29 protein-coding genes, 1 tRNA gene and 1 pseudogene are annotated in these 22,623 nt (G+C 63.3%); 12 read left to right on the top strand and 19 right to left on the bottom strand.

Annotated features, from left to right (window positions below):
• The first annotated feature begins 60 nt into the window (after positions 1 to 60).
• The gene (locus tag NKI66_RS29580; protein WP_023813263.1) at positions 61 to 561 is read left to right on the top strand and encodes an Lrp/AsnC family transcriptional regulator; all 501 of its coding nucleotides are present in this window, start codon (positions 61 to 63) and stop codon (positions 559 to 561) included.
• A complete protein-coding gene (locus NKI66_RS29575; RefSeq protein ID WP_023813262.1) occupies positions 558 to 1,721 on the top strand; it encodes a saccharopine dehydrogenase family protein in 1,164 nt (387 codons plus the stop codon). The genes NKI66_RS29580 and NKI66_RS29575 overlap by 4 nt, the downstream gene beginning before the upstream one ends.
• A gap of 169 nt (positions 1,722 to 1,890) precedes the next feature.
• Here NKI66_RS29575 and NKI66_RS29570 read toward each other — a convergent pair whose 3' ends face one another.
• Positions 1,891 to 2,100: a hypothetical protein gene (locus NKI66_RS29570; RefSeq protein WP_352753789.1), complete on the bottom strand. Its 210-nt coding sequence runs from the start codon at positions 2,098 to 2,100 to the stop codon at positions 1,891 to 1,893.
• Between NKI66_RS29570 and NKI66_RS29565 the strand changes: the two genes are divergently transcribed.
• The 4 genes from NKI66_RS29565 (at position 2,045) to NKI66_RS29550 (ending at position 4,849) form a co-directional block, all read left to right on the top strand.
• Positions 2,045 to 2,617: an ABC transporter substrate-binding protein gene (locus NKI66_RS29565; RefSeq protein ID WP_352753791.1), complete on the top strand. Its 573-nt coding sequence runs from the start codon at positions 2,045 to 2,047 to the stop codon at positions 2,615 to 2,617. The genes NKI66_RS29570 and NKI66_RS29565 overlap by 56 nt on opposite strands.
• A 104-nt stretch (positions 2,618 to 2,721) precedes the next feature.
• The gene (locus tag NKI66_RS29560) at positions 2,722 to 3,393 is read left to right on the top strand and encodes an amino acid ABC transporter permease (protein WP_023813260.1); all 672 of its coding nucleotides are present in this window, start codon (positions 2,722 to 2,724) and stop codon (positions 3,391 to 3,393) included.
• Positions 3,390 to 4,064 (top strand): amino acid ABC transporter permease, encoded by a 675-nt coding sequence (locus NKI66_RS29555; RefSeq protein WP_023813259.1) that lies wholly within the window; start codon positions 3,390 to 3,392, stop codon positions 4,062 to 4,064. Before NKI66_RS29560 ends, NKI66_RS29555 begins: the two co-directional genes overlap by 4 nt.
• A gap of 26 nt (positions 4,065 to 4,090) precedes the next feature.
• Complete coding sequence (locus tag NKI66_RS29550) at positions 4,091 to 4,849, top strand: amino acid ABC transporter ATP-binding protein (protein WP_023813258.1); 759 nt, start codon at positions 4,091 to 4,093, stop codon at positions 4,847 to 4,849.
• A gap of 9 nt (positions 4,850 to 4,858) precedes the next feature.
• Here NKI66_RS29550 and NKI66_RS29545 read toward each other — a convergent pair whose 3' ends face one another.
• The 12 genes from NKI66_RS29545 to NKI66_RS29490 form a co-directional block, all read right to left on the bottom strand.
• Positions 4,859 to 5,362, bottom strand: coding sequence for a hypothetical protein (locus NKI66_RS29545; RefSeq protein ID WP_128305598.1), 504 nt, complete (start codon positions 5,360 to 5,362; stop codon positions 4,859 to 4,861).
• A 211-nt stretch (positions 5,363 to 5,573) separates the two neighbouring features.
• Positions 5,574 to 6,803, bottom strand: a complete 1,230-nt coding sequence (arsK, locus tag NKI66_RS29540; protein ID WP_128305597.1) for an arsenite efflux MFS transporter ArsK — start codon at positions 6,801 to 6,803, stop codon at positions 5,574 to 5,576.
• Positions 6,796 to 8,217, bottom strand: a complete 1,422-nt coding sequence (locus NKI66_RS29535; RefSeq protein WP_502900167.1) for an NAD(P)-binding domain-containing protein — start codon at positions 8,215 to 8,217, stop codon at positions 6,796 to 6,798. The genes arsK and NKI66_RS29535 overlap by 8 nt, the downstream gene beginning before the upstream one ends.
• A gap of 50 nt (positions 8,218 to 8,267) precedes the next feature.
• Positions 8,268 to 8,588 carry an ArsR/SmtB family transcription factor gene (locus NKI66_RS29530; RefSeq protein WP_023809325.1) on the bottom strand — a complete coding sequence of 107 codons (321 nt, stop codon included), beginning with the start codon at positions 8,586 to 8,588 and terminating at the stop codon, positions 8,268 to 8,270.
• 63 nt (positions 8,589 to 8,651) lie between these two features.
• Positions 8,652 to 9,074 (bottom strand): arsenate reductase (glutaredoxin), encoded by a 423-nt coding sequence (arsC, locus tag NKI66_RS29525; protein WP_023809326.1) that lies wholly within the window; start codon positions 9,072 to 9,074, stop codon positions 8,652 to 8,654.
• Positions 9,071 to 10,180, bottom strand: a complete 1,110-nt coding sequence (gene arsB / locus NKI66_RS29520; RefSeq protein WP_023809327.1) for an ACR3 family arsenite efflux transporter — start codon at positions 10,178 to 10,180, stop codon at positions 9,071 to 9,073. Before arsB ends, arsC begins: the two co-directional genes overlap by 4 nt.
• 48 nt (positions 10,181 to 10,228) lie before the next feature.
• Positions 10,229 to 10,561, bottom strand: coding sequence for an ArsR/SmtB family transcription factor (locus tag NKI66_RS29515; protein WP_023809328.1), 333 nt, complete (start codon positions 10,559 to 10,561; stop codon positions 10,229 to 10,231).
• Between the two features lie 65 nt (positions 10,562 to 10,626).
• A complete protein-coding gene (locus NKI66_RS29510) occupies positions 10,627 to 11,325 on the bottom strand; it encodes an RES family NAD+ phosphorylase (protein ID WP_023809329.1) in 699 nt (232 codons plus the stop codon).
• Positions 11,319 to 11,741: an MbcA/ParS/Xre antitoxin family protein gene (locus NKI66_RS29505; RefSeq protein WP_023809330.1), complete on the bottom strand. Its 423-nt coding sequence runs from the start codon at positions 11,739 to 11,741 to the stop codon at positions 11,319 to 11,321. Before NKI66_RS29505 ends, NKI66_RS29510 begins: the two co-directional genes overlap by 7 nt.
• Before the next feature lie 299 nt (positions 11,742 to 12,040).
• Positions 12,041 to 13,474 (bottom strand): aldehyde dehydrogenase family protein, encoded by a 1,434-nt coding sequence (locus tag NKI66_RS29500; RefSeq protein WP_023809331.1) that lies wholly within the window; start codon positions 13,472 to 13,474, stop codon positions 12,041 to 12,043.
• A 159-nt stretch (positions 13,475 to 13,633) separates the two neighbouring features.
• The gene (locus NKI66_RS29495; RefSeq protein WP_023809332.1) at positions 13,634 to 14,017 is read right to left on the bottom strand and encodes an ACT domain-containing protein; all 384 of its coding nucleotides are present in this window, start codon (positions 14,015 to 14,017) and stop codon (positions 13,634 to 13,636) included.
• A 15-nt stretch (positions 14,018 to 14,032) separates the two neighbouring features.
• The gene (locus NKI66_RS29490; RefSeq protein ID WP_023809333.1) at positions 14,033 to 14,512 is read right to left on the bottom strand and encodes a GNAT family N-acetyltransferase; all 480 of its coding nucleotides are present in this window, start codon (positions 14,510 to 14,512) and stop codon (positions 14,033 to 14,035) included.
• Between the two features lie 313 nt (positions 14,513 to 14,825).
• Between NKI66_RS29490 and NKI66_RS29485 the strand changes: the two are divergent.
• The 3 genes and pseudogenes from NKI66_RS29485 to NKI66_RS29475 all read left to right on the top strand — a co-directional run.
• Positions 14,826 to 14,942: pseudogene (locus NKI66_RS29485) on the top strand (cation transporter); the annotation flags it as partial.
• A gap of 394 nt (positions 14,943 to 15,336) precedes the next feature.
• Positions 15,337 to 15,714 carry an ester cyclase gene (locus NKI66_RS29480; RefSeq protein ID WP_023809335.1) on the top strand — a complete coding sequence of 126 codons (378 nt, stop codon included), beginning with the start codon at positions 15,337 to 15,339 and terminating at the stop codon, positions 15,712 to 15,714.
• Between the two features lie 139 nt (positions 15,715 to 15,853).
• The gene (locus NKI66_RS29475) at positions 15,854 to 16,909 is read left to right on the top strand and encodes a YeiH family protein (protein WP_023809336.1); all 1,056 of its coding nucleotides are present in this window, start codon (positions 15,854 to 15,856) and stop codon (positions 16,907 to 16,909) included.
• A 12-nt stretch (positions 16,910 to 16,921) separates the two neighbouring features.
• Here NKI66_RS29475 and msrC read toward each other — a convergent pair whose 3' ends face one another.
• From msrC to NKI66_RS29460, 3 genes are all read right to left on the bottom strand, one after another.
• A complete protein-coding gene (gene msrC / locus NKI66_RS29470) occupies positions 16,922 to 17,419 on the bottom strand; it encodes a free L-methionine (R)-S-oxide reductase MsrC (protein ID WP_023809337.1) in 498 nt (165 codons plus the stop codon).
• Positions 17,420 to 17,675: 256 nt separating this feature from the next.
• Positions 17,676 to 19,301: a chaperonin GroEL gene (groL, locus tag NKI66_RS29465; RefSeq protein WP_023809339.1), complete on the bottom strand. Its 1,626-nt coding sequence runs from the start codon at positions 19,299 to 19,301 to the stop codon at positions 17,676 to 17,678.
• A 33-nt stretch (positions 19,302 to 19,334) separates the two neighbouring features.
• Positions 19,335 to 19,697 carry a co-chaperone GroES gene (locus NKI66_RS29460; RefSeq protein WP_023809340.1) on the bottom strand — a complete coding sequence of 121 codons (363 nt, stop codon included), beginning with the start codon at positions 19,695 to 19,697 and terminating at the stop codon, positions 19,335 to 19,337.
• A gap of 250 nt (positions 19,698 to 19,947) precedes the next feature.
• Here NKI66_RS29460 and NKI66_RS29455 point away from each other — a divergent pair, with 250 nt between their 5' ends.
• Complete coding sequence (locus tag NKI66_RS29455) at positions 19,948 to 20,196, top strand: hypothetical protein (RefSeq protein ID WP_023760015.1); 249 nt, start codon at positions 19,948 to 19,950, stop codon at positions 20,194 to 20,196.
• Complete coding sequence (locus NKI66_RS29450) at positions 20,193 to 20,459, top strand: DUF1488 family protein (RefSeq protein ID WP_023809341.1); 267 nt, start codon at positions 20,193 to 20,195, stop codon at positions 20,457 to 20,459. The genes NKI66_RS29455 and NKI66_RS29450 overlap by 4 nt, the downstream gene beginning before the upstream one ends.
• Before the next feature lie 28 nt (positions 20,460 to 20,487).
• On the opposite strand, the gene NKI66_RS29445 is transcribed toward NKI66_RS29450, so the two are convergent.
• The 3 genes from NKI66_RS29445 to NKI66_RS29435 form a co-directional block, all read right to left on the bottom strand.
• Complete coding sequence (locus NKI66_RS29445; RefSeq protein ID WP_023809342.1) at positions 20,488 to 20,679, bottom strand: hypothetical protein; 192 nt, start codon at positions 20,677 to 20,679, stop codon at positions 20,488 to 20,490.
• A 5-nt stretch (positions 20,680 to 20,684) separates the two neighbouring features.
• Positions 20,685 to 20,888 carry a hypothetical protein gene (locus NKI66_RS29440; protein WP_023809343.1) on the bottom strand — a complete coding sequence of 68 codons (204 nt, stop codon included), beginning with the start codon at positions 20,886 to 20,888 and terminating at the stop codon, positions 20,685 to 20,687.
• A 190-nt stretch (positions 20,889 to 21,078) separates the two neighbouring features.
• Positions 21,079 to 21,154, bottom strand: a tRNA-Cys gene (locus tag NKI66_RS29435).
• A 423-nt stretch (positions 21,155 to 21,577) separates the two neighbouring features.
• Here NKI66_RS29435 and NKI66_RS29430 point away from each other — a divergent pair.
• Entirely contained in the window at positions 21,578 to 22,621 is a 1,044-nt protein-coding gene (locus tag NKI66_RS29430) for a LacI family DNA-binding transcriptional regulator (RefSeq protein ID WP_023809344.1), read from the top strand.
• The last annotated feature ends 2 nt before the right edge of the window (positions 22,622 to 22,623 follow it).

The raw sequence follows: 22,623 nt of genomic DNA, 5'->3' as shown, positions 1-22,623 counted from the left end.
TTGTTTGCACATTGGCAAAAAAACCGCCAAAGTTTTTTCCTTTTGTGAAAGACGGGGACTTTGCGAGAACATCTCGATCTGACCGATCGGCGGCTGGTCAAACAGCTGTCGCAGGATGCACAGCCGGGCATCAACCGCATCGCGGAGATATTGGCGATTTCGGTGCCGACGGTGCGCACGCGGTTGCGCAACCTGCTCGACCGCAACCTGCTCAAGATCGTCGGCCTGCTGAATCTGACCGAGCGTCCCGAGCTGATCTCGGCCATTGTCGGCATCAATGCCCAAGGGCGCGGCCGGGCCCGCGAACTGGCGCAGCGCATTGCCGAACTGCCCTTCGTCAACTCGGCCTCGGTCGTCACCGGGCGCTTCGACATCATCGTCGACGTAACCGTGGCGGGTGACGTCGCCGACCTCTACCGCGTCACTAGCGAACTGATCCCGGGTGCCGGCGAGCCCGGCGAAGTCGTGCGCAGCGAAACCTTCGTCGTCATGGCGTCCTGCAACAAATGGGTCAGCCTGCCGGAAGGCTGCTGGTCGGACGACCGCAAGGAGCCGGCATGAAGATCGCGGTACTCGGCGGCCTCGGCCTGCAAGGCCGGGCGGCAATCGCCGACCTTGTTGCCAGCGACGGCGTCGAGGAAATCGTCTGCGTCGACACCGCAGCGGATGGCCCGGCCCGGCTTGCCGGCCTGACCGATCTTGCCCGTGTGCGCTTCGTCGTGCCTGAAGGCGCGATCGGCCCGGCGCTGGCCAATGTGCTTGATGATGTCGACGCCGTCATCGACCTGTTGCCGCAGCCATTGATGCGCGAGGCGGTGCAGGCCGCGATCGCCACGCGCACGCCGCTGGTCACCACCAACTACGCCAAGTCGATCGCCGATCTGGCGCCGGCCGCCGAACAAGCCGGCGTCTCGATCATGACCGAATGCGGGCTCGACCCCGGCATCGACCTCGTACTCTACGCGCGCGCCGCCAGGCAGTTCTCTTCGATCACCGCGATCGATTCCTATTGCGGCGGCATCCCCGAGCCGAAGGCGATGGCCAAGCCGCTGTGCTACAAGGTGAGCTGGAATTTCGACATGGTCCTGGTCAGCCAGAACCGCGACAGCGTCATGATCGAGGGCGGAAAGCGCGTCGCGGTGCCGGCCGGCCAGCAGCACGAAAACCCTTTCATCCATGAGATCGAGGTCGCGGGCCTGGGCAGGCTGGAAGCGTTCCCAAATGGCGATGCGCTGCATTATGTCGAGATGCTGGAGGCAGCCAAGGGTCTGCGCCGTTCCGGCCGCTACACGCTGCGCTGGCCGGGATGGTCGGCCTTCTGGGCGCCGCTAAAGGAGCTCGGTTTCCTCTCTGAGGACAAGGTGCCCGGCACCTCCAACAGCCCGCGCGAATTCCTCGGCCGGCTGCTCGGCCCGCAACTGCAATATGGTCCCGGCGAGAAGGACCTGTGCGTGATGCGCAATGTCTTTTCCGGCCTCGAAAGCGGCCGCGCCAAGACGGTGACGTCGGACCTGATCATCGAGCGGGACCTGGCTTCGGGCCTGTTCGGCATGAGCCTCGGCGTCGGCTATCCCGCCAGCATCGTGGCGCAGATGCTGGCGCGTGGCGAGATCACCAAACCCGGCCTGCTCAACCCGCTGCTGGACGTGCCCGACGAACCCTTCTTCGACGAGCTTGCCAGACGCGGCATCAAGGTCACCGAGACGGTGGCCTGGGACTGAGGATTTTCGAACGGTGGCTGCCGCCGGCAACGGCGCTGCCGCTCAAAAAGCACCCCAAAGGGTGAAAAACAACGAAGACATGGAACAATAAAACAAGGAGGACTACCAAATGAAGATTGCCAAGCTTTTCATCGCCGGACTTGCGCTCGCCGGCCTTACCACTGCTGCCTCAGCCGGAACACTGGACGACATCACCAAGCGCGGCGAACTGCGTGTCGCCGTGCAGACCCAGGGACCCCCTTTCTCGCTGGTTGGCGCCAATGGCGAACGCACCGGCAGTTCGGTTGAACTGGCCGAACTGATGGCCAAGGAAATGGGTGTGAATCACCTTCCTCGATTTCGACTGGGATGGTCTGATCCCGGCGCTGCTGTCAGGCAAGGCCGACCTTCTGGTCGCCGACATGACACCGACGCTGGCGCGCGGCATGAAGGTCGCCTTCACCACGCCTTACATGTACACCGGCAGCACCGTCTTCACCAAGGCCGACAGCAAGTTCAAGACCACCGAAGACTGCAAGGCCAAGGGCACCAAGATCGCCGTGCTGCTCGGCGCCACCGGCGAGAAGGAAGCCAAGAAAGCCTTCCCCGACGCCGACATCAAGAGCTACAAGGGCGGCGGTCCGCTGCTGCTCGACGCCGTCAACAACGGCCAGGCCGATTGCGGCGTCAACGACGTCTCGGCGGTCAAGGGCCAGTCGACCGCCTATCCGGCCGGCAGCTTCACCATCATGCCGGACCTTCTGTCGAAGGAGCCGCTTGCCTTCGCCACCCGCTATGACGAGCCGGACCTGCTGGTCTGGATGAACCTGTTCCTCAACCAGGTCACCATCGATGGTCGCCTGCAGAAGAACCTCGACTACTGGGTCAATTCCGACGCCTGGAAGAAAGACCACTAAGCAGCGATAAACCCAGGCGGTTAGCGCGCGTCTCAAGCGCCGCGAAACCGCCTGGAATTTCGCTTCATCCGTCGTTTCCTGCACTCTGGGGATTGCACCCAACGATGCTCGAAAATTTCAGTTTCCGCACCATCGTCGAATACCTGCCGCTGTTCGGACAGGGCCTGATCACGACCGTCTGGCTGTCGGCGCTGTCCTTTGTCGGGGCGCTCATCGTCGGCATCGTGCTGTGCGCCATGAATCTGCAGCGCGGCTGGCTGTTTCGTGTGCCGGCCAAGGCTTATATCGATGCGGTGCGTGCCACGCCCTTGCTGGCGCAGCTCTATTTTCTCTATTTCGGCCTGCCCCGGCTCGGCTTCGTCCTGCCGGAACTCGTCGTCGGCATCCTCGCGCTGTCGTTGAACAGCGGCGCCTATATCGCTGAAATCATTCGTGCCGGCATCCTGTCGATCCCGCGCGGTCAGGTCGAAGCCAGCGTCGCCTCGGGCATGACCTATGTCCAACGGATGCGCCTGGTCGTGCTGCCGCAAGCCTTCAAGGTGACGATCCCGCCGCTGCTTGGCCAAGCCATCGTGCTGGTCAAGGATTCCGCCCTTCTGTCGCTGATCTCGGTTGCCGAACTGACGCGCGCCGGCCAGTTGCTCGCCTCCGACCGCTTCATGCCGGCCGAAGGTTTCCTCACCATCGCCGCCTTCTATCTGCTGCTCTATTACGGACTGAAGGGACTGGCTGGCGTCTCCAGCCGCTGGCTCGGCACGGCGGGGGCGCGGACATGATCTGGCAACAACTGCAAAGCCTCGCCGGCTCCTATCCGCTGGCCCTGCGCGGCCTCGGCATGACCGTGATGCTGTCGCTGATCAGCCTTGTGCTCGGCACCTTGCTCGGCTTCGGCCTCGGCATCCTGCGCACCGGCGGCAACCAGCTGATCTCGGGCTTGATCGGGGCCTGGGTCGACCTGATCCGCGGCACGCCGTTCCTCGTGCAGATATTCCTGATCTTCTTCATCCTGCCGGAGTTCGGCATCGAGCTTGACGCCTTCACCGCCGGCATCATCGCGCTGACCAATCTGGCCGCCTGCTTCATCTGCGAGATCGTCGTCGCCGGCATCCGCTCGGTGCCGACCGGCCAGGTCGAGGCGGCGCTGGCGTCCGGCCTGTCGCGCTGGCAGCGCATGCGCCAGGTGGTGCTGCCGCAGGCCATGCGCATCGTGCTGCCGCCGCTGGTCGGGCAGTATGTGCTGCTGATCAAGGATTCTTCCGTCGTGTCGGCCATCGGTCTCACCGACCTCACCCGCGTCGGCTGGCTGGTGGTGCAGCGTGTGCCCAACGGCCTCTTGGTCTTCTTCCTCGTCGGCGTCGGCTATTTCATCGTATGCTATCCCCTGATCATGCTGGCCCGTCGGCTGGAGCAGCGCATGGGCGCGGCACATGGCGAGGTGCAGTTGTGACTTCCAACCCCAAAGGTCCAGAAAACATGACCACAACGGGCCTTGCCAAGACCGGTATGATCGACTTTCGCGGCGTCAACAAATGGTTCGGCTCGCTCAACGTGCTCAAGGACATCACGCTCAGCGTCGAGCCGCGCGAAGTGGTCGTCGTCTGCGGCCCGAGCGGCTCGGGCAAAAGCACTCTGATCCGCTGCGTCAACGGCCTGGAGGCGATCAAGAACGGCGACCTCGTCGTCGACGGCCAACGCCTGGGCGACCCCGCCACCAACATGACGCAGCTGCGCACCGAGATCGGCTTCGTCTTCCAGTCGTTCAACCTCTACCCGCATAAGACGGCACTCGAGAACGTCACGCTAGCCCCCATCCATGTCCGCAAGATCCCGCGTGCCGAGGCTGAAAAAGCAGGCCGTGAATTGTTGGCCAAGGTTGGCCTCGCCGACAAGGTCAATGCCTATCCCGCACAGCTCTCCGGCGGCCAGCAGCAGCGCGTGGCGATCGCGCGTTGCCTCGGCATGCGGCCCAAGATCATGCTGTTCGACGAGCCGACCTCGGCGCTCGATCCCGAGATGATTTCCGAAGTGCTCGACGTCATGGTGGCGGTCGCCGAGGAAGGCATGACCATGATGGTGGTGACGCACGAGATGGGCTTTGCCCGCAAGGTCGCCCAGCGCGTGGTGTTCATGGACGCCGGCGCCATCGTCGAAAGCGGCACGCCGGACGAGTTCTTTTCACACCCCAAGACCGACCGCAGCCGCGCTTTCCTGAGCAAGATTCTCAGGCATTGATGTCACGCCTTATAAGACATGCTTCTTTTTCGGTGTATCGACGAACCTCCGTTTGGGCAATGCGGGGCTTCCGTCATTGACGACATAGCGCAAACGCGCTGCAAGCCGTGCTTCCGCTTCAGGCCAATCCTTGAGACTTACCGGAAGCCGCGCGATGAGCTTCAGTTCGCGATCGTAAAGATCCACATGGACGAAAGGAATAGCGACGACAACGACAATGACTTGTCCAAAGCCTGCCAACTCGGAGAGTGGGATCGTTTTGTTTCTGAAGAGACGACGGTAGATGATGTTTTCGCCTTCGATGCTCCAACGTGCGTATTGGACAGCAATCCCGGCCACCATGAGACCGACAAGGAAAACACCGATGACCACTCCGGACCAAAGCTCGGCCGGGGTCTGCGCTTCGGGATGCGTGAAAATACCATAGATCATGGCTGCCAATGCGCCCCCGGCGCCCAGACAAACAAACCATCCCAGCGTTCGTTTTGCTGACCCGGTCTTGAATACGATCATTCTGCATAAGATTCCACCTGGTTCACTGTGACCGCGGGTAGCGGGAACCCCGCGACGCATTCGATGTCGAGCCGGTCTTCCCGGCGCTCCATAAGAGCCAGGTTTCCGTCGGCAGTACACTGCGGTAGATGCAAAAGGGATTGCGGTCGATCCCCACTCTCAGCGTTCCGGACCCTTTTGCAGACCATCATGATCGGCGCCAGGTGCCAAGTCACGCGAGATGGGTCACGAACGCTGGCAGGCCGCCCCGCCGTCTGAGCAGCACGATGGCGAGGAAGGCGATCACGCCGCTCGCGGCGACGACGACCAGCACCCACAGCGAATTGGCGACGGATGTCCGCGCCATCATGAAGGCGAGCGCGAACGGCGCGAAGGCCGAGGTGAACTGACGGGCAGCGCTCGCCCATCCGAGCCGCGCACCATAGCCCTCGCGGCCGAAGAGTTCGAGCGGCAAGGTGCCGCCGACGATGCTGGTGAGGCCGGAACCAAGGCCGAACAGCAACACGAACAGGAAAGCGCCTGGCAGCCATGGCGTCGTCAGGAGCAGTGCGCACAGCCCTGCTGTGATCAGCGATGCGGCGATGACGGCGAGGTGCGTCTGCTGCAGCCGCCCGCCAAACAGCATGTTGATCAGCCGGCTGGCGACCTGCGCCGGCCCGAACAGGGTCGAGACGAAGAGGCCTGCGGTTCCGAGCCCCAGCGCCGCCGTCAGCGGCACCATGTGGATGAGGATCGCCGACAGCACGAAGCCCTCGGTGGCGAACCCCGCCAGCATGAGCAGGAAGGCGGTCCGGCCGCGCCGCGCATCGAGCCGCGTGCCCGCTTCATCGGGGGCGGACCCGCGCTCTTGCGGCATGACTGCTGCATGGCGGCGCGACAGGCGCATCAGCCACGCGTGGATCGGCAGGCATAGGCCGAGATTGAGAGCGGCGAACAAAAGATAGACCTCGCGCCATGTCAGATGCGCATGCAGCGCCGAAGTCAGCGGCCAGAACAGGGTCGAGGCGAACCCGGCGATAAGCGTCAGATGGGTGATGCTGCGCTGCGGTCGGGGAACCCCGATCTGCACGATCGCAACGAAGGCGGCGCTGTAGAGAACGAAGCTGGAGGCCAGTTCCATCGCCAGCAAGGCCACAACGAAGCTCACGCGGTCGGGCGCGACGGCGCACAGCGCCAGCGCCACGGCTGCCGCCACCGAGCCGACGGTCATGATGCGGCCGGCGCCGAAGCGGTCGGCCCACCGCCCGGCAGTCGGCGCGAACAGGCTGCCGGCAAACAGCGAGGCCGACAGCGCGCCGAACACCCAGCCTTCCGTGAGCCCGAACTCCCCAGCCATTGCCGGCGCCAGGATCGAGAAGCTGTAGTAGAGCGTGCCGTAGCCAATGATCTGGGTCAGCCCAAGCGCCCAGATCGCCTTGCGCAGGACGGATCGTTCAGGCATCGGCGCCGGCCGCCATATCCTCTCGCGGCTCGGTGGCCGGCGCGGTTGCGCAGCCGCAACCCGATGCGCCGGTTGCCTTGGCGTCCGCATCCCTGACGCAGCAGGCATCGACAGCGGCCGGCGCGGGCCCGCCACAGCAGCCGGCGCTTGCCGCTACCGTCGCGACACCGACGGCGCAGCACACGCCGGTCTCCGGCAGCACCAGCCGGACCTCGCGGGCCGCGGCATGGTCTCCGGCAATATCGGCCACCACCGAGCGGACCTGCTCGTAGCCGGTCGCCATCAGGAAGGTCGGGGCACGGCCGTAGGATTTCGAGCCGACGATGGTGAAGCCCGGTTCGGGATGGGCGAGCTCTGCAATGCCATGCGCGGGAACCGTGCCGCATGAGTGGAAGTTTGGATCGATCAGCGGCGCCAGTGCCGGCGGCGCCTCGACGGCGGGATCGAGCGCGATGCGGATTTCGCTCAGGAACGACAGGTCTGGCCTGAAGCCGGTGGTGACGACGATGCGGTCGATGGCCAGGCTGAACGGCTTGCCACCCAGGCCGGCATCGACAACAAGCCCCTCGCCCTGCGTCTTGATGCCGTTGACGGCGAAGGGCGCCAGCATGTTCAGCCTGCCATCCGCCATCGCCTGCCTGGCAGCCAGCCCAAGCGCGCCGCGTTCCGGCAACTGGTCGTTCAGCCCGCCGCCGAGCAATCTCTCGATGCTGGCGTGGCGCAGCGCCCAGAAGATTTCGGTGCCAGGCGCCGCATCCTGCAGCTCCATCAGCGCCAGCGCGACGTTGATGGCCGAGTGCCCGCCGCCGATGACCAGGATGCGCTTGCCCGCATAGTCTTCTCTCGCCTTGCCGAGCACGTCGGGAATGCCATAGGCGATGCGTGCCGACGCCTCGCCTTCGCCGGAAACCGGCAGCCCGTCGACGCCGATCGGATTTGGCCGCCACCATGTTCCGGACGCGTCGATGACGGCGCGCGCGAGAACGCGGTGTTCGCCGCCGGCATCGCGATAGCGGATGACGAAGGGCGCGTCCTTGCGGCCATCATTGGCGACCTTGTCGTGTCCCTGACGGGTGATCGCGGTGACCTCGGCGCCGAGCTTCAAATTGGCGGCGATCGCGGGAAGCCGGCCAAGCGGCGTCAGATAATCGCGCACGATCTCGCCGCCGGTCGGCAGGCCCTGGCTGTCCGGCGCCGTCCAGCCGGAGCGGTCGAGCAGCGCCCGCGCCGCCGTATCGATGTTGTATTTCCATGGCGAAAACACCCGCACATGGCCCCAATCGAGCAGCGCCGCACCCACGCTTTCGCCGCGCTCCAGGATCAACGGACGAATGCCGCGCTCGACCAGATGCGCCGCGGCTGCCAGCCCGACCGGGCCGGCGCCGATCACCGCGACGGGAAGGTTTGCCATCATGTCCATAGGTTCGATCCTTCCGGTATGTTCGAATTATAAGTGCAAAAAAATCAAACCAGTGCTTTGCCGACGGCGGGCGCGCAGACGGCGTCAGCGCAGCACTCGTCGGCGAGATAGCCGATCAGCGCATTCATGCCGGGATAGTTGGCGCGGCAGATCAGCGTCGTCGCTTGCCGCTCCTGCGTGACAAGCCCGGTGTCGACCAGCCGTTTGAGGTGATGCGACAGCGTCGATGACGGAATGTCGAGCTTGCCCTGGACGCTGCCGACGGCAAGCCCGTCGTCACCGGCGCGCACCAGGATGCGATAGAGCTGAAGTCGCGTCGGATTGCCGAGTGCTTCAAGCTGGGCAGCTGCTTTTTCGAGTTTCATGGAAATAAACTACGCGGCACTTTTCGCGCCGTCAACTTAATTTCGAAAAATATGGAAATAACATCAGCCGGCGCGTTTGCCCGAGGCGCCTGTGATCACCTCGCCATCCTCCTTGGTGAACGCACCGATCTCCGGGTTGGGCAGGATGTCCAGCACCTTTTCCGACGGCCGTGCAAGGACGACGCCGAGCGGGCTGTCCACGATCGGCCGGTTGATAAGGATCGGATGTGCCAGCATGAAATCGACGATCTGCTCGTCGGACCATTTCGGGTCGGCAAGGCTGAGTTCGGCATAGGGGGTGCCCTTCTCGCGCAGCAGGTCTCGCGGTGTGATGCCCATCGCGGCGATCAGTTCGACTAGCCTTTGTCGCGACGGCGGCGTCTTCAGATATTCGATCACCTCCGGCTCCTCGCCCGACTGCCGGATGATGGCCAGCGTGTTGCGCGACGTGCCGCAATCGGGGTTGTGGTAGATGGTGATGGTCATTTCGAGGCCTTCCCAGTCGACATGGTATTCCGGACGGCGCCACCCTTCTCGTACCAGCCCTTGCTGCGGTTCACGATCCACACCACCGACAGCATGACCGGAACCTCGATGAGCACCCCGACCACGGTGGCAAGAGCCGCGCCCGAATTCAGCCCGAACAGCGCGATCGCGGCGGCCACCGCCAGCTCGAAGAAGTTCGACGCGCCGATCAGCGCCGATGGTCCAGCCACGCAGTGCCGCTCGCCGCTGAGGCGGTTGAGCAGATAGGCAAGACCGGAGTTGAAATAGACCTGGATCAGGATCGGCACTGCCAGCAGCACGATCACCAGCGGCTGCGCAATGATCTGCTCGCCCTGGAAGCCGAACAGCAGTACCAGCGTCGCCAGCAAGGCAATCAGCGACAAGGGCTGCAGCGTGGCAAGCAGGGCATCGAGCCCGACCTGTCCCCTCGCTGCCAGCAGCCGGCCACGAACTAACTGCGCGACGATCACCGGCGCGACGATGTAGAGTGCGACCGACAGCATCAGCGTGCCCCATGGCACGGTGATCGCCGACAGGCCGAGCAGCAGGCCGACGATGGGGGCGAAAGCGACGATCATGATCGCGTCGTTGAGCGCCACTTGCGAAAGCGTGAAATTCGGCTCGCCGCGCGTCAGGTTCGACCAGACGAAAACCATCGCCGTGCAGGGCGCCGCGGCAAGGATGATCAGCCCGGCAATGTAGGAATCGATCTGCACGGCGGGCAGCCATGGCCGGAACAGCCAGCCGATGAAGAGCCAGCCCAGCAGCGCCATCGAGAACGGCTTCACCGCCCAGTTGATGAACAGCGTCACGCCGATGCCGCGCCAATAGGTGCCGACCCTGGCCAGCGAGGCGAAATCGACGCGCAAGAGCATCGGCACGATCATCAGCCAGATCAGCACGGCGACAGGAATGTTGACCCTGGCGATCTCGGCCGACGCGATGGCTCCGAACACGCCCGGCAGCAGATGGCCAAGCGCGATGCCCGTGACGATGCACAGTACAACCCACACCGTCAGATATTTCTCGACGAAGCCGATGCCGGGCCGCACCGCCACAGCTGCGTTCAAAGCATGATCGGTCATGATGGCTTTCCTTGTTCGAACGGCGCGCGGCGGACAGTCACAAGCCCCTCAGCAGTCACAGGTCACGGCATTGATGACGGGACGGCAGAGCTCCGGCGCGCCATTGCAGCAATCTTCCATCAGATAGGCCAGCAGGTCGCGCAAGCCGGTCATATCGGCGACATAGCGCACGGTCCTTCCGTCGCGTTCGGGACGGATCAGCCCGGCATGGGCGAGCACCTTCAGATGCGCCGACATGGTGTTCTGGACCGTGTCGAGCCTCGTTGCGATCTCGCCCGCCGGGATACCTTCCGGACCGGCACGCACGAGCAGCCGGAAGACATCCAGCCGCGTCTCCTGGCCAAGTGCGGCCAGCGCATTCAAAGTGCTTTTCTTATCCATATATCCGAATCCTTGGATTTATGGATATCGGCTTCCCAGCGATCTGTAAAGAGTGTCCGCCGCCATCATGTGACGGCAAGCACCTTTCCCGTATCGTGCTGGCGCACGAAGTCGACGCGGGCGCCGTCCCAGTGGTAGCTGTAGTGGCGGCCCTGGACTGGAATGGTGATCGCGTCGGGCCAGAAGATGCCGATGCAGCCGCCGCCCGGCATGCGCACGCTGTTCCACACCAGCCCGTCGCTGCCTGCTGCCCGCAGCGCCCGCCCTTCCGCCTGCGAGGCGGAATAGTCGTCCGGGTCGAGCACGCCGGGCACGGCGTTGACATCATCGAGGTCGCGGTCGACGCTGCCGATCAGCACGCGGAAATCCGCCGTCCAGCCCGGCCCCTCGTTGGTGGCACGCATGAATTTCTGATGGTGGTGGATGGTCTCGGCCAGCGCCACCTCCTCGCTGTCGCCCGCATAGTAGATGCCGTAGCTGCCATCCGAGAAGCGTCCCGGCCGCAGCGTCGAACAGTGCACGAAGGGCGCCATCACGAAGCTGGCGCCGGGGCCGGAAACCCGCCTTGCGGCCGACACCTTGCCGAGGTCGCCGATCTCGAACCTTATGCGCGGGTTGGTCTTCGCCTCGACCGAGGCCAACGCCTCCCAGTCGCGCGGATCGGCAATGTCCTCGAACAGGTCGATCGGCGGGTGGATAGAGCGGATGATGCGGAAGGTCTGGTGCCAATGGACGCCGCGCCGGACCGCAAGCCCACTCACCATGCACCACGCTCCGCATCGAGCCATTCGCGCATCGCCGAGAGATCGGAAATTTCGCCGCGCAGCATCAGATCGAGGGCCGACTGGCCGCCGAAGGCGGTATTGGGCTTGCGTATCCAGGCATAGCCGCGCGCCGGGTCCGTGAACAGATAGCGCAGGCCCTTATGGATGCCCATCAGATGCGCCAAGCGGGTGCGCAGGTCGCGGTCGATCCTGCCGACGCCGCCTTCCTTCGCCCCAGTCTTCCAACGCGCCCAGGTCCGCGCCGACATGCCGCCGAGCAGGATGCAGGCCTCCAGGTCGGTGAGATTCCAGGCCTTGAACAGATTGACCGTGGTGCGCGCCAGCGCGCCAGCTTCTTCATCCGAGATAGCGGCTCCGACCGTGGCCGGCGTGGTGACGATGGACTGAAGCTGCATTTTGTGCCTCGCTGTTGGCAGACATATAGCATGTATTTGCCAATTGGCAAGATAAGTTAAACCGCATCTGATGGGAAGAGGATGGCGGGACGTGGCAGGGTTTGGGTTCCTCGCCCCCACGGAAGTGGGGGAGAGGTGGCTCGGGGAAGCCGAGACGGAGCGGGGGCGGCGCGGCCTTAGGTGATTTAGAGGGAACTTGCCAGCGTCGCAGCCCCCTCTCCGACCGCTTCGCGGCCACCTCTCCCCCGCTTTGCGGGGGCGAGGAACCCAAGTCCTGAAAGTCGCCGCCAGTACCCCGTCTACTCTGCCGCCTCATACCCTGCGATGCCCTTGATCTCGAGGAAATCCTCGAGCCCGTATTCGGCATATTCGCGGCCATTGCCCGACTGCTTGTAGCCGCCGAACGGCAGGCCGGCGTCCCACTGCGGATAATTGATGTAGACATTACCGGTGCGCATGCGCGCCGCGACTTCGCGCGCCTTCTTCATGTCCTTGGCCTGGATGTAGGAAGCGAGGCCATAGACGGTGTCGTTGGCGGTCTCGACCACCTCGTCGACGCTGTCATAGGGCATGATCGCCAGCACCGGCCCAAAGATCTCCTCGCGCGCGATGCGCATGTCGTGGGTGACGTCCGCGAACACCGTCGGCCTGACATAGTAGCCGCGGTTAAGCTCGGCCGGCCGGCCTGGGCCGCCCGCTACCAGCGTCGCACCTTCATCGATGCCGGCCTGGATCAGGTCCTGGATCTTGTCGAACTGAACCTGGCTGACGACCGGGCCGAGCTTGGTGCCGGCGGCGTCAGCGGGGCCGACGGTGAACTTTTCCGCAGCCGCCTTGGCATAGCCGGCCGCCTCTTCATGGCGGTCGCGCGGCACGAACATGCGCGTCGGCGCGTTGCAGGACTGGCCGCTGTTGCTGAAGCAGCCGGCGACGCCCTTGCTGACGGCGCTTGCGAGGTCGACATCCCCGAACAGGATGTTGGCCGACTTGCCGCCAAGCTCCTGATGCACGCGCTTGACCGTGTCGGCGGCGGCCTTGGCCACCAGGATGCCGGCACGGGTCGAGCCGGTGAACGACACCATGTCGATGTCGGGATGGCTGGACAGCGCCTGGCCGACGCCGGGACCGTCGCCATTGACGAGGTTGAAGACGCCCTTCGGCACGCCGGCCTCGTCCAGGATTTCGGCGAAGATGATGGCGTCGAGCGGCGCGATCTCGGAGGGCTTCAGCACCATCGTGCAGCCAGCAGCAAGCGCCGGACCGACCTTGCAGGTGATCTGGTTGAGCGGCCAGTTCCACGGCGTGATCAGCCCGACGACGCCGATCGGCTCCTTGACCACCAGATGGTTGCCCTTCACGTGGCGGAATTCGAAAGTCTTCAGCGTCTCGGCCATTTTGGTCAGATGCGCCAGCCCAATGCCGACCTGGCTGTCCAACGCCATCTGGCGCGGCGCGCCCATCTCGCGTGACACAGCGACGGCAAGATCGCCACTGCGCTTCTTGTAGACCGCGATGATGCGGTTCAGCAGGTCGAGCCGCTCACCAACCTCTGTAAAACCAAAGCTGTTGAAGGCGCGCTTGGCGGCAGCCACCGCCTTGTCGACATCGGCCTTGGAGCCTAGCGAAATCTGCGCAAAGGCGTCCTCATTCGAGGGATCTATGACGTCCAATGTGTTGGGCACAACAGGATCGACCCACGCGCCATCGATATAGAATTGCAGATTGTGTGACATGGTTTTCTCCTTGGCCGCATGGCCGCGCCGGGCCGTCATATCTGGATGGAGATAACGATGCACAAACGCCGCTGTCAAACGCAACCCCCGAAGTCGTTGAGCCAGTGCGGCAGTGATTGAGCCAGAGCGGTTGGGCCAGCGAGTAGTGGTGAGGATGGACTACAGCAAGATATGCCCGGCCTCGACCAGAAACCGCCTCGCGGCGGCCTGATCCGTCGCTTTCACCAACAGATGGTCACCATCGAAAGTGGACACCAGGAAGATGCCCAACCCGTTTTCCGACAACGGCCTGATAACCGACAGCACGATACCGGTTTCATCGAAGGCAAACGGGCCCTCGAGTTTGAAGGCCACCCAGTCGATATCCTGCTTGACGGCATGCGGCACGCGGTCCTGCAAGCAAACGATCGAAAGCTCGTCGTCAGTCCTTGTGATGCTGACGAAGCCTGGCCCGTCCGCCCAACCGGGAATGATCTCGCCCGCCTCCAGCCGGGAAACCGCGTAAAGCCCTAGGAGTTGCTTAAGCCTGACCCTGGCAGCCATTATCGAACTCCTTCGTCAGATTGCCGGTAATCCCGCGAGCCTCTTGCTCATATAGACCGTCATGCCGCCCATGAACGGCTCTTCCCGATCGATGACATAGCCCTGCCTCTTGTAGAGCGACACATTCGCCTCGAAGGCGCCATTGGTCAGCAGGCGAAGCTCGGCACGTCCTGCTTCGATTGCCTTGCGCTCGGCCAGCTCCAGCAACAGCCGGCCAATCCCTCTCCCCTGCGCATCCGGTGCCACGCAGACATTCTCGATCCAGAGGTGATCTGCGGCCAGGATGGTTTCGATCATCCCGACAATGCCGCCATCCTCGACGGCGAGATCGAACGGATGCTCGGCAACAGCCTTGTCGTAGTCGGCGCGCATAGGCAGCGGCTCGCGGCCGATCACCGGCACCCATTTGACATAGGCGGCACGAACGATATCCCGGATCGCGGTGGCGTCAGCGGGCTCGGCGGGCCGAAGCCGGATAGAAGAATTGGTGGTCATCAAAGTGCTCCAGATATGAAAAACCCCGCCGGCGGTGTCGCGGGCGGGGCTGGAAACGAACGAACCGGATCTATCCTGCCGGTCTTTGTCGTCGCGCAATCAGTCTGCCGCTCCGCACTGTGCAGGTGCGGCGTCGCTTGGTGTTGGTGGGCGCGAGGACGAACATGGCGCCAAGCTGGAACATGATGCGTGGCGCTGTCAAGGCGGCTGCTCGATCGGTAATGTCTCATGTCATGGAATCGCTGCGGGCCTTGCGATAAACGGCAATTGATCGATGGACAAAATATGACCGGAACGCTGAACAAGGGTGCGGATGGTTGCCATCCTGAACCTGGCCTATTTCGGGATCGAGTTTGCCGTAGCCGTCTGGATCGGATCGGCATCGCTGTTCGCGGACAGCATCGATTTTCTGGAGGACGCATCCGACAATCACCGCCGCCGACGGCCGGCTTTCGCCGTCGAGATGCAGGGACGCGCGGCAAGCAACAATTACTGGGCCAGTTTCTCCCTCCCCGCGCAACACAGCCTGACCGCGCCTTCGGGAATCGTTGCCCCCGGCGGCCGGTGGCGGCGCAATGCCCGGCCAATGGAACACCCTCCATCCCCGTCGCCGATATCCACACAAATCCGGCGGACCCGGCCCGGCCTTGGCGGCGGACGGCGCGGACGGGAATCTATCAGCCGCATCTGGTGGACGACGACCAGCGGAGCAACGACCGCGGCATGTTCTAGGCGGCGCGCCGGCAGGCGATGTCGCATCTGGACTGCACCCGCAGTCGTTCTATCTTTTTGCTCGACCCAGACCAAGCACCGGAGCCATCGCCGTGACCGTTACCGACCTCTATCGAGGCTACATCGCCTGCCTCAACAATCAGGATTGGCAAAATCTGCATCGCTTCGTCCATGACGAGGTCCACTACAATGGCGACCGCGTCAGGCTGGCGGGGTACCGCGAAATGCTGGAGCGCGATTTTCGGGAGATCCCAGACCTCTATTTCGACATCCAACTGCAAATCGCCGAACCGCCGTTCATAGCCAGCCGGCTCCAGTTCAACTGCACGCCGAAGGGAACCTTCTTCGGCCTGCCCATCAACGGCCGGAAGATCTCCTTCAGTGAGAACGTCTTCTATGAATTCCTCGACGACACAATCAGGAACGTCTGGTCGGTGATCGACAAGGCGGCGATCGAAGCGCAGCTTTAATCCAGGTCGGCCAGAAGATGACGCACAGCCAATGCCCGACCGATCGTTCGTAAAAACCGATCATTATGACGAAAATAATTCGTTGGAAAGATTATTTGAGGAATGACATTCTCCCCGCGTACTCGCCTGGAGCATTGCATTGTCTTCCGTTTCCCACTTCGCGAACGATATTCCGAAAAGCGCTTTTCCTGCTGATCTGACACCAAGGCGGAAATCCCTCAACTGGAATGGCATCGTCCCCGGCGTCGTCCTTGTCACGATGATCACGGCTGTTGCCTTCTCGGCCCGCAATGTCTCCGGCGTCGCCTTGTTCAGCCCGATGATCCTGGCCGTCGTTGCCGGCATGATCCACTCCAACGTGCTCGGCACACCGGTGCACGCCAAAGCCGGTATCGCATTCTCGCAAAAGCGCCTGTTGCGCTTCGCCATCGTGCTGCTCGGCTTCCAGCTGACGCTCGGCCAAGTCGTCTCGATCGGCGCCGGCGGCGTCGGCATTGTCGCGGCCACGCTTGGTGCCACCTTCGTTTTCACCATCACGCTCGGTCGGCTGATCGGCGTCGACGCCAAGCTGGCGCAGCTGATCGCCGCCGGCACCTCGATCTGCGGCGCCTCGGCTATCGTCGCCACCAACATCGTCACCGATGCGCGCGACGAGGACGTCACCTACGCCGTCGCCTCGATCACCTTGTTCGGCACCGTCGCCATGCTCGGCTTCCCGCTCATGGCGCCCATGCTCGGCCTCGACCAGCACGCTTTCGGCCTGTGGGCAGGCGCCTCGATCCATGAAGTGGCGCAAGTCATCGGCGCCGGCTTCCAGAACGGCACCCAGTCCGGCGAGATCGCCACCGTCGCCAAGCTGACCCGCGTCGCCATGCTGGCGCCGATGGTCGTCGCGCTCGGCCTGATGGCGCGCCGCAGGAGCAGCAGTGAGGTGGCGGCGCGGCCGCCCATGCCGTGGTTCGTCGCCGCCTTCGTCGCCATCGTGGCGCTGAACAGCCTCGTCACCGTGCCGGCCGAGGTGAAATCGGCAATGGCGCTCGCCACCACCATCATGCTGACCATGGGGCTGGCCGCCATGGGCCTGCAGGCCGACATCTCGCAGTTGCGCTCACGCGGCCTGCGCCCCTTGGCGCTCGCCTTCTCGGCCTTCCTGTTCATCGGCTGCTTCAGCCTGCTGCTGGTGAAATTCGCCTAGTCTAAACCGGGCCTAGTCCTCGAACGAACTCGCCGCGGCATAGATCGCCGCCAGCGTCTCGATGCCGGCCTGGTCGGCCTTGTCGAAGCGGCCGGGCAGCGGGCTGTCGAGATCGAGCACGCCGAAGACGCCTTCATCGTCCTCGAGCAGCACCACCAGTTCCGAGCGCGAGTCGGCATCGCAGGCGATGTGGCCGGGAAAATCATGCACGTCCTTGATCAGCATCGAGGTGCCGAGTTCGACCGCCGTTCCGCACACGCCCTTGCCGACGGCGATGCGCATACAGGCCGGCTTGCCCTGGAACGGCCCGAGCACCATTTCCTCGTCCGACTGCAGGAAATAGAACCCGGCCCAGTTGAGGTCCGGCACCATCTGGAAGATGAGTGCTGCGGTGTTGGCGGCGTTGGCGATCGAATCGCGCTCGCCGTCGAGCAGCGCCTTAAGCTGAGTGGCGAGGTCGCGGTAGAACGCGGCCTTGTCTGAGGTGTCGATGGCCTTGGCCGCAAACATGAACGTGTCTCCGTATCGAGGATAGCTGTTCGTCCGATCGCTTGCCAAAGTCGGCGAGCTCCGCGACCAGACGGCCGCCCGCACAGTCTAGCGTGGATTGCGTCCCCTCCGAAAGCCGCAAGATCAGGGGTGCCTCCCGGCGCTGAGCCGGACGGCAAGGCAGCTATGCGTAAACTTTGCGATCATCTTGAGAATCATGACGGCCCCGATCGGGGCCGTCATTCACCTCTCAAAGAGATCGGACAAGTCCCGGGTTTTAGTAGCCGCCCATACCGCCGCCGCCCGCCGGGGCAGCGTCTTTCGGCGGGATGTCGGTGATCATCGCTTCGGCGGTGATCAGAAGGGCTGCGATCGAACCGGCATCCTGCAGTGCGGTGCGCACCACTTTCGCCGGATCGACGATGCCTGCCTTGATCATGTCGACATAGACCTCGTTCTGGGCGTCAAAACCCTGATTGTGGTCCTTGCTGTCGGTGAGCTTGCCGACGACGATCGAGCCTTCAACGCCGGAATTCTCGGCGATCTGGCGGATCGGCGCTTCGAGCGCCCGCAGCACGATCGTGATGCCGGCCGTGACATCGGCATTGGCGCCGGTCAGGCCGCCAAGCACCGAGCGGGCACGCAGCAGAGCCACGCCGCCGCCGGGCACGATGCCTTCTTCAACCGCCGCGCGGGTGGCGTTCAGCGCATCGTCGATGCGGTCCTTCTTTTCCTTGACTTCCGACTCGGTGACGCCGCCGACGCGGATGACGGCAACGCCGCCGGCGAGCTTGGCCAGTCGCTCCTGCAGCTTCTCCTTGTCGTAGTCGGAGGTCGTCTCTTCGATCTGGCCCTTGATCTGGGCGACACGCGCCTGGATCGTCGCCTTGGTGCCGGCACCGTCGATGATCGTGGTGGTGTCTTTCTCGATCAGCACACGCTTGGCGCGGCCGAGCATCTCGATGGTGACGTTTTCAAGCTTGATGCCGAGGTCCTCGGAGATCATCTGGCCTGATGTCAGCACGGCGATGTCTTCCAGCATCGCCTTGCGGCGATCGCCGAAGCCCGGCGCCTTGACGGCCGCGACCTTGAGGCCGCCGCGCAGCTTGTTGACGACCAGCGTCGCCAGAGCCTCGCCCTCGACGTCCTCGGAGATGATCAGCAGCGGCCTGCCGCTCTGCACCACCGCTTCGAGGATCGGCAGCATCGCCTGCAGATTGCCGAGCTTCTTCTCGTGGATGAGGATGTAGGGCTCTTCCAGCTCGACGCGCATCTTGTCGGCATTGGTGACGAAATAGGGCGAGAGATAGCCGCGGTCGAACTGCATGCCTTCGACGACGTCGAGTTCGGTCTCTGCGGTCTTGGCTTCCTCGACTGTGATGACGCCGTCATTGCCGACCTTGTCCATCGCCTTGGCGATCATCTCGCCGACGCTGGCATCGCCATTGGCGGCGATGGTGCCGACCTGTGCGATCTCGGCCGACGACTTGACCTTCTTGGCGCGCGCCTGGATTTCCTTGACCACGGCGGAAACCGCCTGGTCGATGCCGCGCTTCAAATCCATGGGGTTCATGCCGGCGGCGACCAGCTTGGCGCCTTCGCGCAGGATCGAGGCGGCCAGCACCGTGGCGGTGGTGGTGCCGTCACCGGCGAGGTCGTTGGTCTTCGAGGCCACTTCGCGCACCATCTGGGCGCCCATGTTCTCGAACTTGTCGGCAAGCTCGATTTCCTTGGCGACGGTGACGCCGTCCTTGGTGATGCGCGGCGCGCCATAGGCCTTGTCGATGATGACGTTGCGGCCCTTGGGGCCGAGCGTGACCTTCACCGCATTGGTGAGGATCTCGACGCCGCGTAGCATGCGGTCGCGCGCATCGGTGGAGAATTTGATTTCCTTGGCAGACATGATTTTTATCCAGTTCGTTCGGAGAAAATGAGGTCAGGCAGCTTTCTTGGCGGCCACGGTCTTGTCGGTTGCAGCCGTCTCGCCCTTGTCGATGATCCCGGTCTCGCTCTTGTCGATGACGCCCATGATGTCGGCTTCCTTCATGATCAGAAGGTCCTCGCCGTCGATCTTGACCTCGGTGCCCGACCATTTGCCGAACAGGATGAAGTCGCCGGCTTTGACGTCGAGCGGAACAAGCGCGCCGTTTTCGTCGCGTGCGCCAGGCCCGACGGCGATGACTTCGCCCTCCTGCGGCTTTTCCTTGGCAGTGTCGGGGATGATGATCCCGCCCTTGGATTTGATATCGCCTTCGGCGCGACGAATGACGACGCGGTCGTGGAGTGGCCGAAATTTCATGGGAACTTTCTTTCTGGGGCCGGCACAGGCGGCCACGCCCCTCCTCTATAGACGCGTTGGCACTCGATAGATAGGAGTGCCAAAAATTATTCGCGGACCATATTAAATATTCAAAAGTATTATTTCAGCTGGCCGTTTCGTGATATCCGCAGAATGTCAAATAATTCAAAAGATTGAATTTTGCCGATCGAGTGCCTATTTATCGGACAAGTTCACTTTCACGATTTCAGGCACAAGGGAGATTTCTTCGATGGCCGAAGGCAATCAGACGATCATGGAAAAAGCTGAAGCCCGCTTTGTCGACAAGCAGAAGAAGACAGCGGAGAAAAACAAGGCGACCGCCGAATATATGTCCGAGGCAAGAGCCAGGGAAATCAAGACGGCAAGGCTGAGGGAGCTTCGGCTGGCCAAGGAAGAGGCCGATCGTGTCGCCGAGGCCCTCAATCCGACGCCGAAGAAGAAGCGGGTGACCAAGAAAGCCACGGAGGCCAAGACATGAGCCTCACCTTTCCCAACCGCAGCCGCAGCTATGACGAAGCGGGCCAGCGCATTCGTTTCGTTGGCCATGACGGCATGTTCCAGATCTCGTTTTCCGTCGCTGCCGACGCCATGGCCAAGATGCGGCCGGGCACAGCTGCCGACGAAGCCGGTTATCTCCAGACATTCGACACCGAGAGCAGCGCCATCCGCGAGGTGGCGTCGAAGGCCTATGACCGCACCCGCAAGAGCATGTATGTGCTGACGGCGGCCGATTTCGGCTGAAATGGCGGCGAGTTGGCGCTGACCGCGATCAGGTCTTGCGCTCGGCCCTTTCGCGGCGTCTGACGTCGCGGACATTCATCTGCACGACCATGTCCTCGGCCTCGCGCGGCCCCATCCCGACCATCACCTTTTGCCGGACAACCGCAGGCTGGCCGGTGAAGACATCGATGATGCTCCAGCTCTGGGGAAGCTCCATGCGCAGCGTGTAGCGGTTGGCCATGGCGGTCAGCCTTGCATCGTGAAAAACACGGCGCCCAGGATCAGCACCGTCCAGGCGACGACCGACAGTTTCAGCACCATGCCGCCATGCACGGCCAGAAGCTTCCGCAGGTGCGGCACACCTGCCGACGAGACCGGTGCCGCCGCCAAGGCGACAGGGGCCTTGAGGCCAAGTTTTCCAAAGACGGGCAGCAGCGACGGTTCACGCACGAAAGGCCTCGAATGTCAGGGAAAAGCGAAGCAAGAACGCTCGCACCCCTTCCATAGCACTTTTTTCGCGAGCGCCTGCATGCCAAATTCAAGACAGGACTGCTTTGACGGCCAGTCCCTACTGCATTCGCAACACACAATCTATTCGTGGGAACTGACTGCGCCCGGGGCAGATTGGGACGCCAAATTTTGGAGGCCTCGCCTCGGGATCGAACCGAGGCTTCAGAGATTTGCCGTCTCCAGCGTAGCCGCTCCGCCACGAGGCCATGGCTGTGAAGTAGCGGCCAAATATTTACGGAAAGGTTAATCCCGAGGGATTGTTCAGAATTTTCGGGGTCGAGTTTCAGAGCGTTCGCCAGCCAACCTTGCCGGGTCTCGCTTCCGGCGCAGAGTTGAAATCCTTCACGCCCCAAGCGGCAGCCCGCCCCGTCTCGACCGAGGGCCTCCAGCACTGCGACTGACGTTCTTCCCCTGAGCTACGCGCTTCCGAGGCTGCTTTTACCCCGCGTTGCATTTCGGAGGAGAGGAGCGGAGGCCAACCAACTTTTCCCCTTGAACAGCGATTCGATCTGGCTTAGCTTCATCTGAGAAAAGGTTTTCTCAAACAATCGTCGTCGGGCTCGGCCACCTGCCGGGCCTTATCCGGCTCGGCAAGAGAAAACCTTTTCCCAACCAAGGATCTCGGCGCGATGCCATCGGACGATCTGCCTGTTCCGGTCTTTTCCAAGCCAGTCACCTTGCGTGACGTGGCCGCCCAGGCCGGAGTCAGCGTCGCCACCGCATCCAAGGCGCTCAACGGCCAGGGCCGGATGACAGCCGAGACGCGCGAACGCATTCGCGAGACCGCCCGGCGGCTTGGCTTCCGACCCAACAGCCTGGCGCAAAGCCTGCTCCGGCGCCGTAGCTTCACCGTCGGCCTGCTCACCAACGATACCTATGGCCGCTTCTCGCTGCCGTTGATGTCGGGCATTTCGGACGCGCTGGTCGACAATGGCGTCTCGGTGTTCCTGTGCAATGTCGAGGAGGATCCGCGGCTGGGCCAGATGCATGTCGACGCCATGCTCGACAAGCGCGTGGACGGCATCATCGCCACCGGCAAGCGCATCGATCGCCATCTCCCCGTCGACCTCTCCAATCTGCGCGTCCCGGTGATCTATGCCTTCACGCAGCCAGATCCCGACGCCGTCGCTTTCGTCTCGGACGATGTTGGCGGCGCCCGGCTGGCCGTCGAGCATTTCTGCCGGCTGGGCCGCAAGCGCATCGCCCACGTCACCGGGCCGGCGAGCTTTGCCGTGGTGCACGCGCGCGTCCAGGCTTACCGCGACGTGCTCGTCGAAAACGGCCTGACGGTCAGCGAGCCGCTGCTCGGCTCCTGGTCGGAAGCCTGGGGTCACCAGGCGGTTGCGCAACTGTTCGACGGCAAAAGCGAAAGGCCGGACGCGGTCTTCTGCGGCAACGACCAGATCGCGCGCGGCGTCATTGATGCTCTGCGCGAACGCGGCCTCGACGTACCCGGCGATATCGGCGTCATCGGTTTCGACAATTGGGAGATCGTGGCCGAGGCGACGCGTCCGCCGCTGACCTCCATCGACATGAACCTGGTTGCTCTCGGGCGCGAGGCCGGGCTGACCCTGCTTTCGCTGGTCGGCGGCAAGCCCGCCGCGCCGGGCATTCGAAAACTGCCGTGCCGGCTGGTGGTGCGGCAGTCATGCGGCCATCCGCTGGATGGCTGAAA

The sequence above is a fragment of the Mesorhizobium sp. M0518 genome (genome assembly GCF_040321125.1).
Lineage (GTDB): Bacteria > Pseudomonadota > Alphaproteobacteria > Rhizobiales > Rhizobiaceae > Mesorhizobium.
This window is presented reverse-complemented; position numbering and strand designations above follow the sequence as displayed.

Coding starts and splice junctions, on each gene's coding strand:
- NKI66_RS29490 (WP_023809333.1), bottom strand. CDS start 14,512: ATGACCACCAATTCTTCTATCCGGCTTCGGCCCGCCGAGCCCGCTGAC.
- NKI66_RS29555 (WP_023813259.1), top strand. CDS start 3,390: ATGATCTGGCAACAACTGCAAAGCCTCGCCGGCTCCTATCCGCTGGCC.
- NKI66_RS29530 (WP_023809325.1), bottom strand. CDS start 8,588: ATGAAACTCGAAAAAGCAGCTGCCCAGCTTGAAGCACTCGGCAATCCG.
- NKI66_RS29500 (WP_023809331.1), bottom strand. CDS start 13,474: ATGTCACACAATCTGCAATTCTATATCGATGGCGCGTGGGTCGATCCT.
- NKI66_RS29445 (WP_023809342.1), bottom strand. CDS start 20,679: ATGGCCAACCGCTACACGCTGCGCATGGAGCTTCCCCAGAGCTGGAGC.
- NKI66_RS29510 (WP_023809329.1), bottom strand. CDS start 11,325: ATGGTGAGTGGGCTTGCGGTCCGGCGCGGCGTCCATTGGCACCAGACC.
- NKI66_RS29545 (WP_128305598.1), bottom strand. CDS start 5,362: ATGATCGTATTCAAGACCGGGTCAGCAAAACGAACGCTGGGATGGTTT.
- NKI66_RS29495 (WP_023809332.1), bottom strand. CDS start 14,017: ATGGCTGCCAGGGTCAGGCTTAAGCAACTCCTAGGGCTTTACGCGGTT.
- NKI66_RS29550 (WP_023813258.1), top strand. CDS start 4,091: ATGACCACAACGGGCCTTGCCAAGACCGGTATGATCGACTTTCGCGGC.
- arsC (WP_023809326.1), bottom strand. CDS start 9,074: ATGACCATCACCATCTACCACAACCCCGATTGCGGCACGTCGCGCAAC.
- NKI66_RS29450 (WP_023809341.1), top strand. CDS start 20,193: ATGAGCCTCACCTTTCCCAACCGCAGCCGCAGCTATGACGAAGCGGGC.
- NKI66_RS29575 (WP_023813262.1), top strand. CDS start 558: ATGAAGATCGCGGTACTCGGCGGCCTCGGCCTGCAAGGCCGGGCGGCA.
- groL (WP_023809339.1), bottom strand. CDS start 19,301: ATGTCTGCCAAGGAAATCAAATTCTCCACCGATGCGCGCGACCGCATG.
- NKI66_RS29505 (WP_023809330.1), bottom strand. CDS start 11,741: ATGCAGCTTCAGTCCATCGTCACCACGCCGGCCACGGTCGGAGCCGCT.
- arsB (WP_023809327.1), bottom strand. CDS start 10,180: ATGACCGATCATGCTTTGAACGCAGCTGTGGCGGTGCGGCCCGGCATC.
- NKI66_RS29560 (WP_023813260.1), top strand. CDS start 2,722: ATGCTCGAAAATTTCAGTTTCCGCACCATCGTCGAATACCTGCCGCTG.
- NKI66_RS29535 (WP_502900167.1), bottom strand. CDS start 8,217: ATGATGGCAAACCTTCCCGTCGCGGTGATCGGCGCCGGCCCGGTCGGG.
- NKI66_RS29455 (WP_023760015.1), top strand. CDS start 19,948: ATGGCCGAAGGCAATCAGACGATCATGGAAAAAGCTGAAGCCCGCTTT.
- NKI66_RS29430 (WP_023809344.1), top strand. CDS start 21,578: ATGCCATCGGACGATCTGCCTGTTCCGGTCTTTTCCAAGCCAGTCACC.
- NKI66_RS29460 (WP_023809340.1), bottom strand. CDS start 19,697: ATGAAATTTCGGCCACTCCACGACCGCGTCGTCATTCGTCGCGCCGAA.
- arsK (WP_128305597.1), bottom strand. CDS start 6,803: ATGCCTGAACGATCCGTCCTGCGCAAGGCGATCTGGGCGCTTGGGCTG.
- NKI66_RS29515 (WP_023809328.1), bottom strand. CDS start 10,561: ATGGATAAGAAAAGCACTTTGAATGCGCTGGCCGCACTTGGCCAGGAG.
- msrC (WP_023809337.1), bottom strand. CDS start 17,419: ATGTTTGCGGCCAAGGCCATCGACACCTCAGACAAGGCCGCGTTCTAC.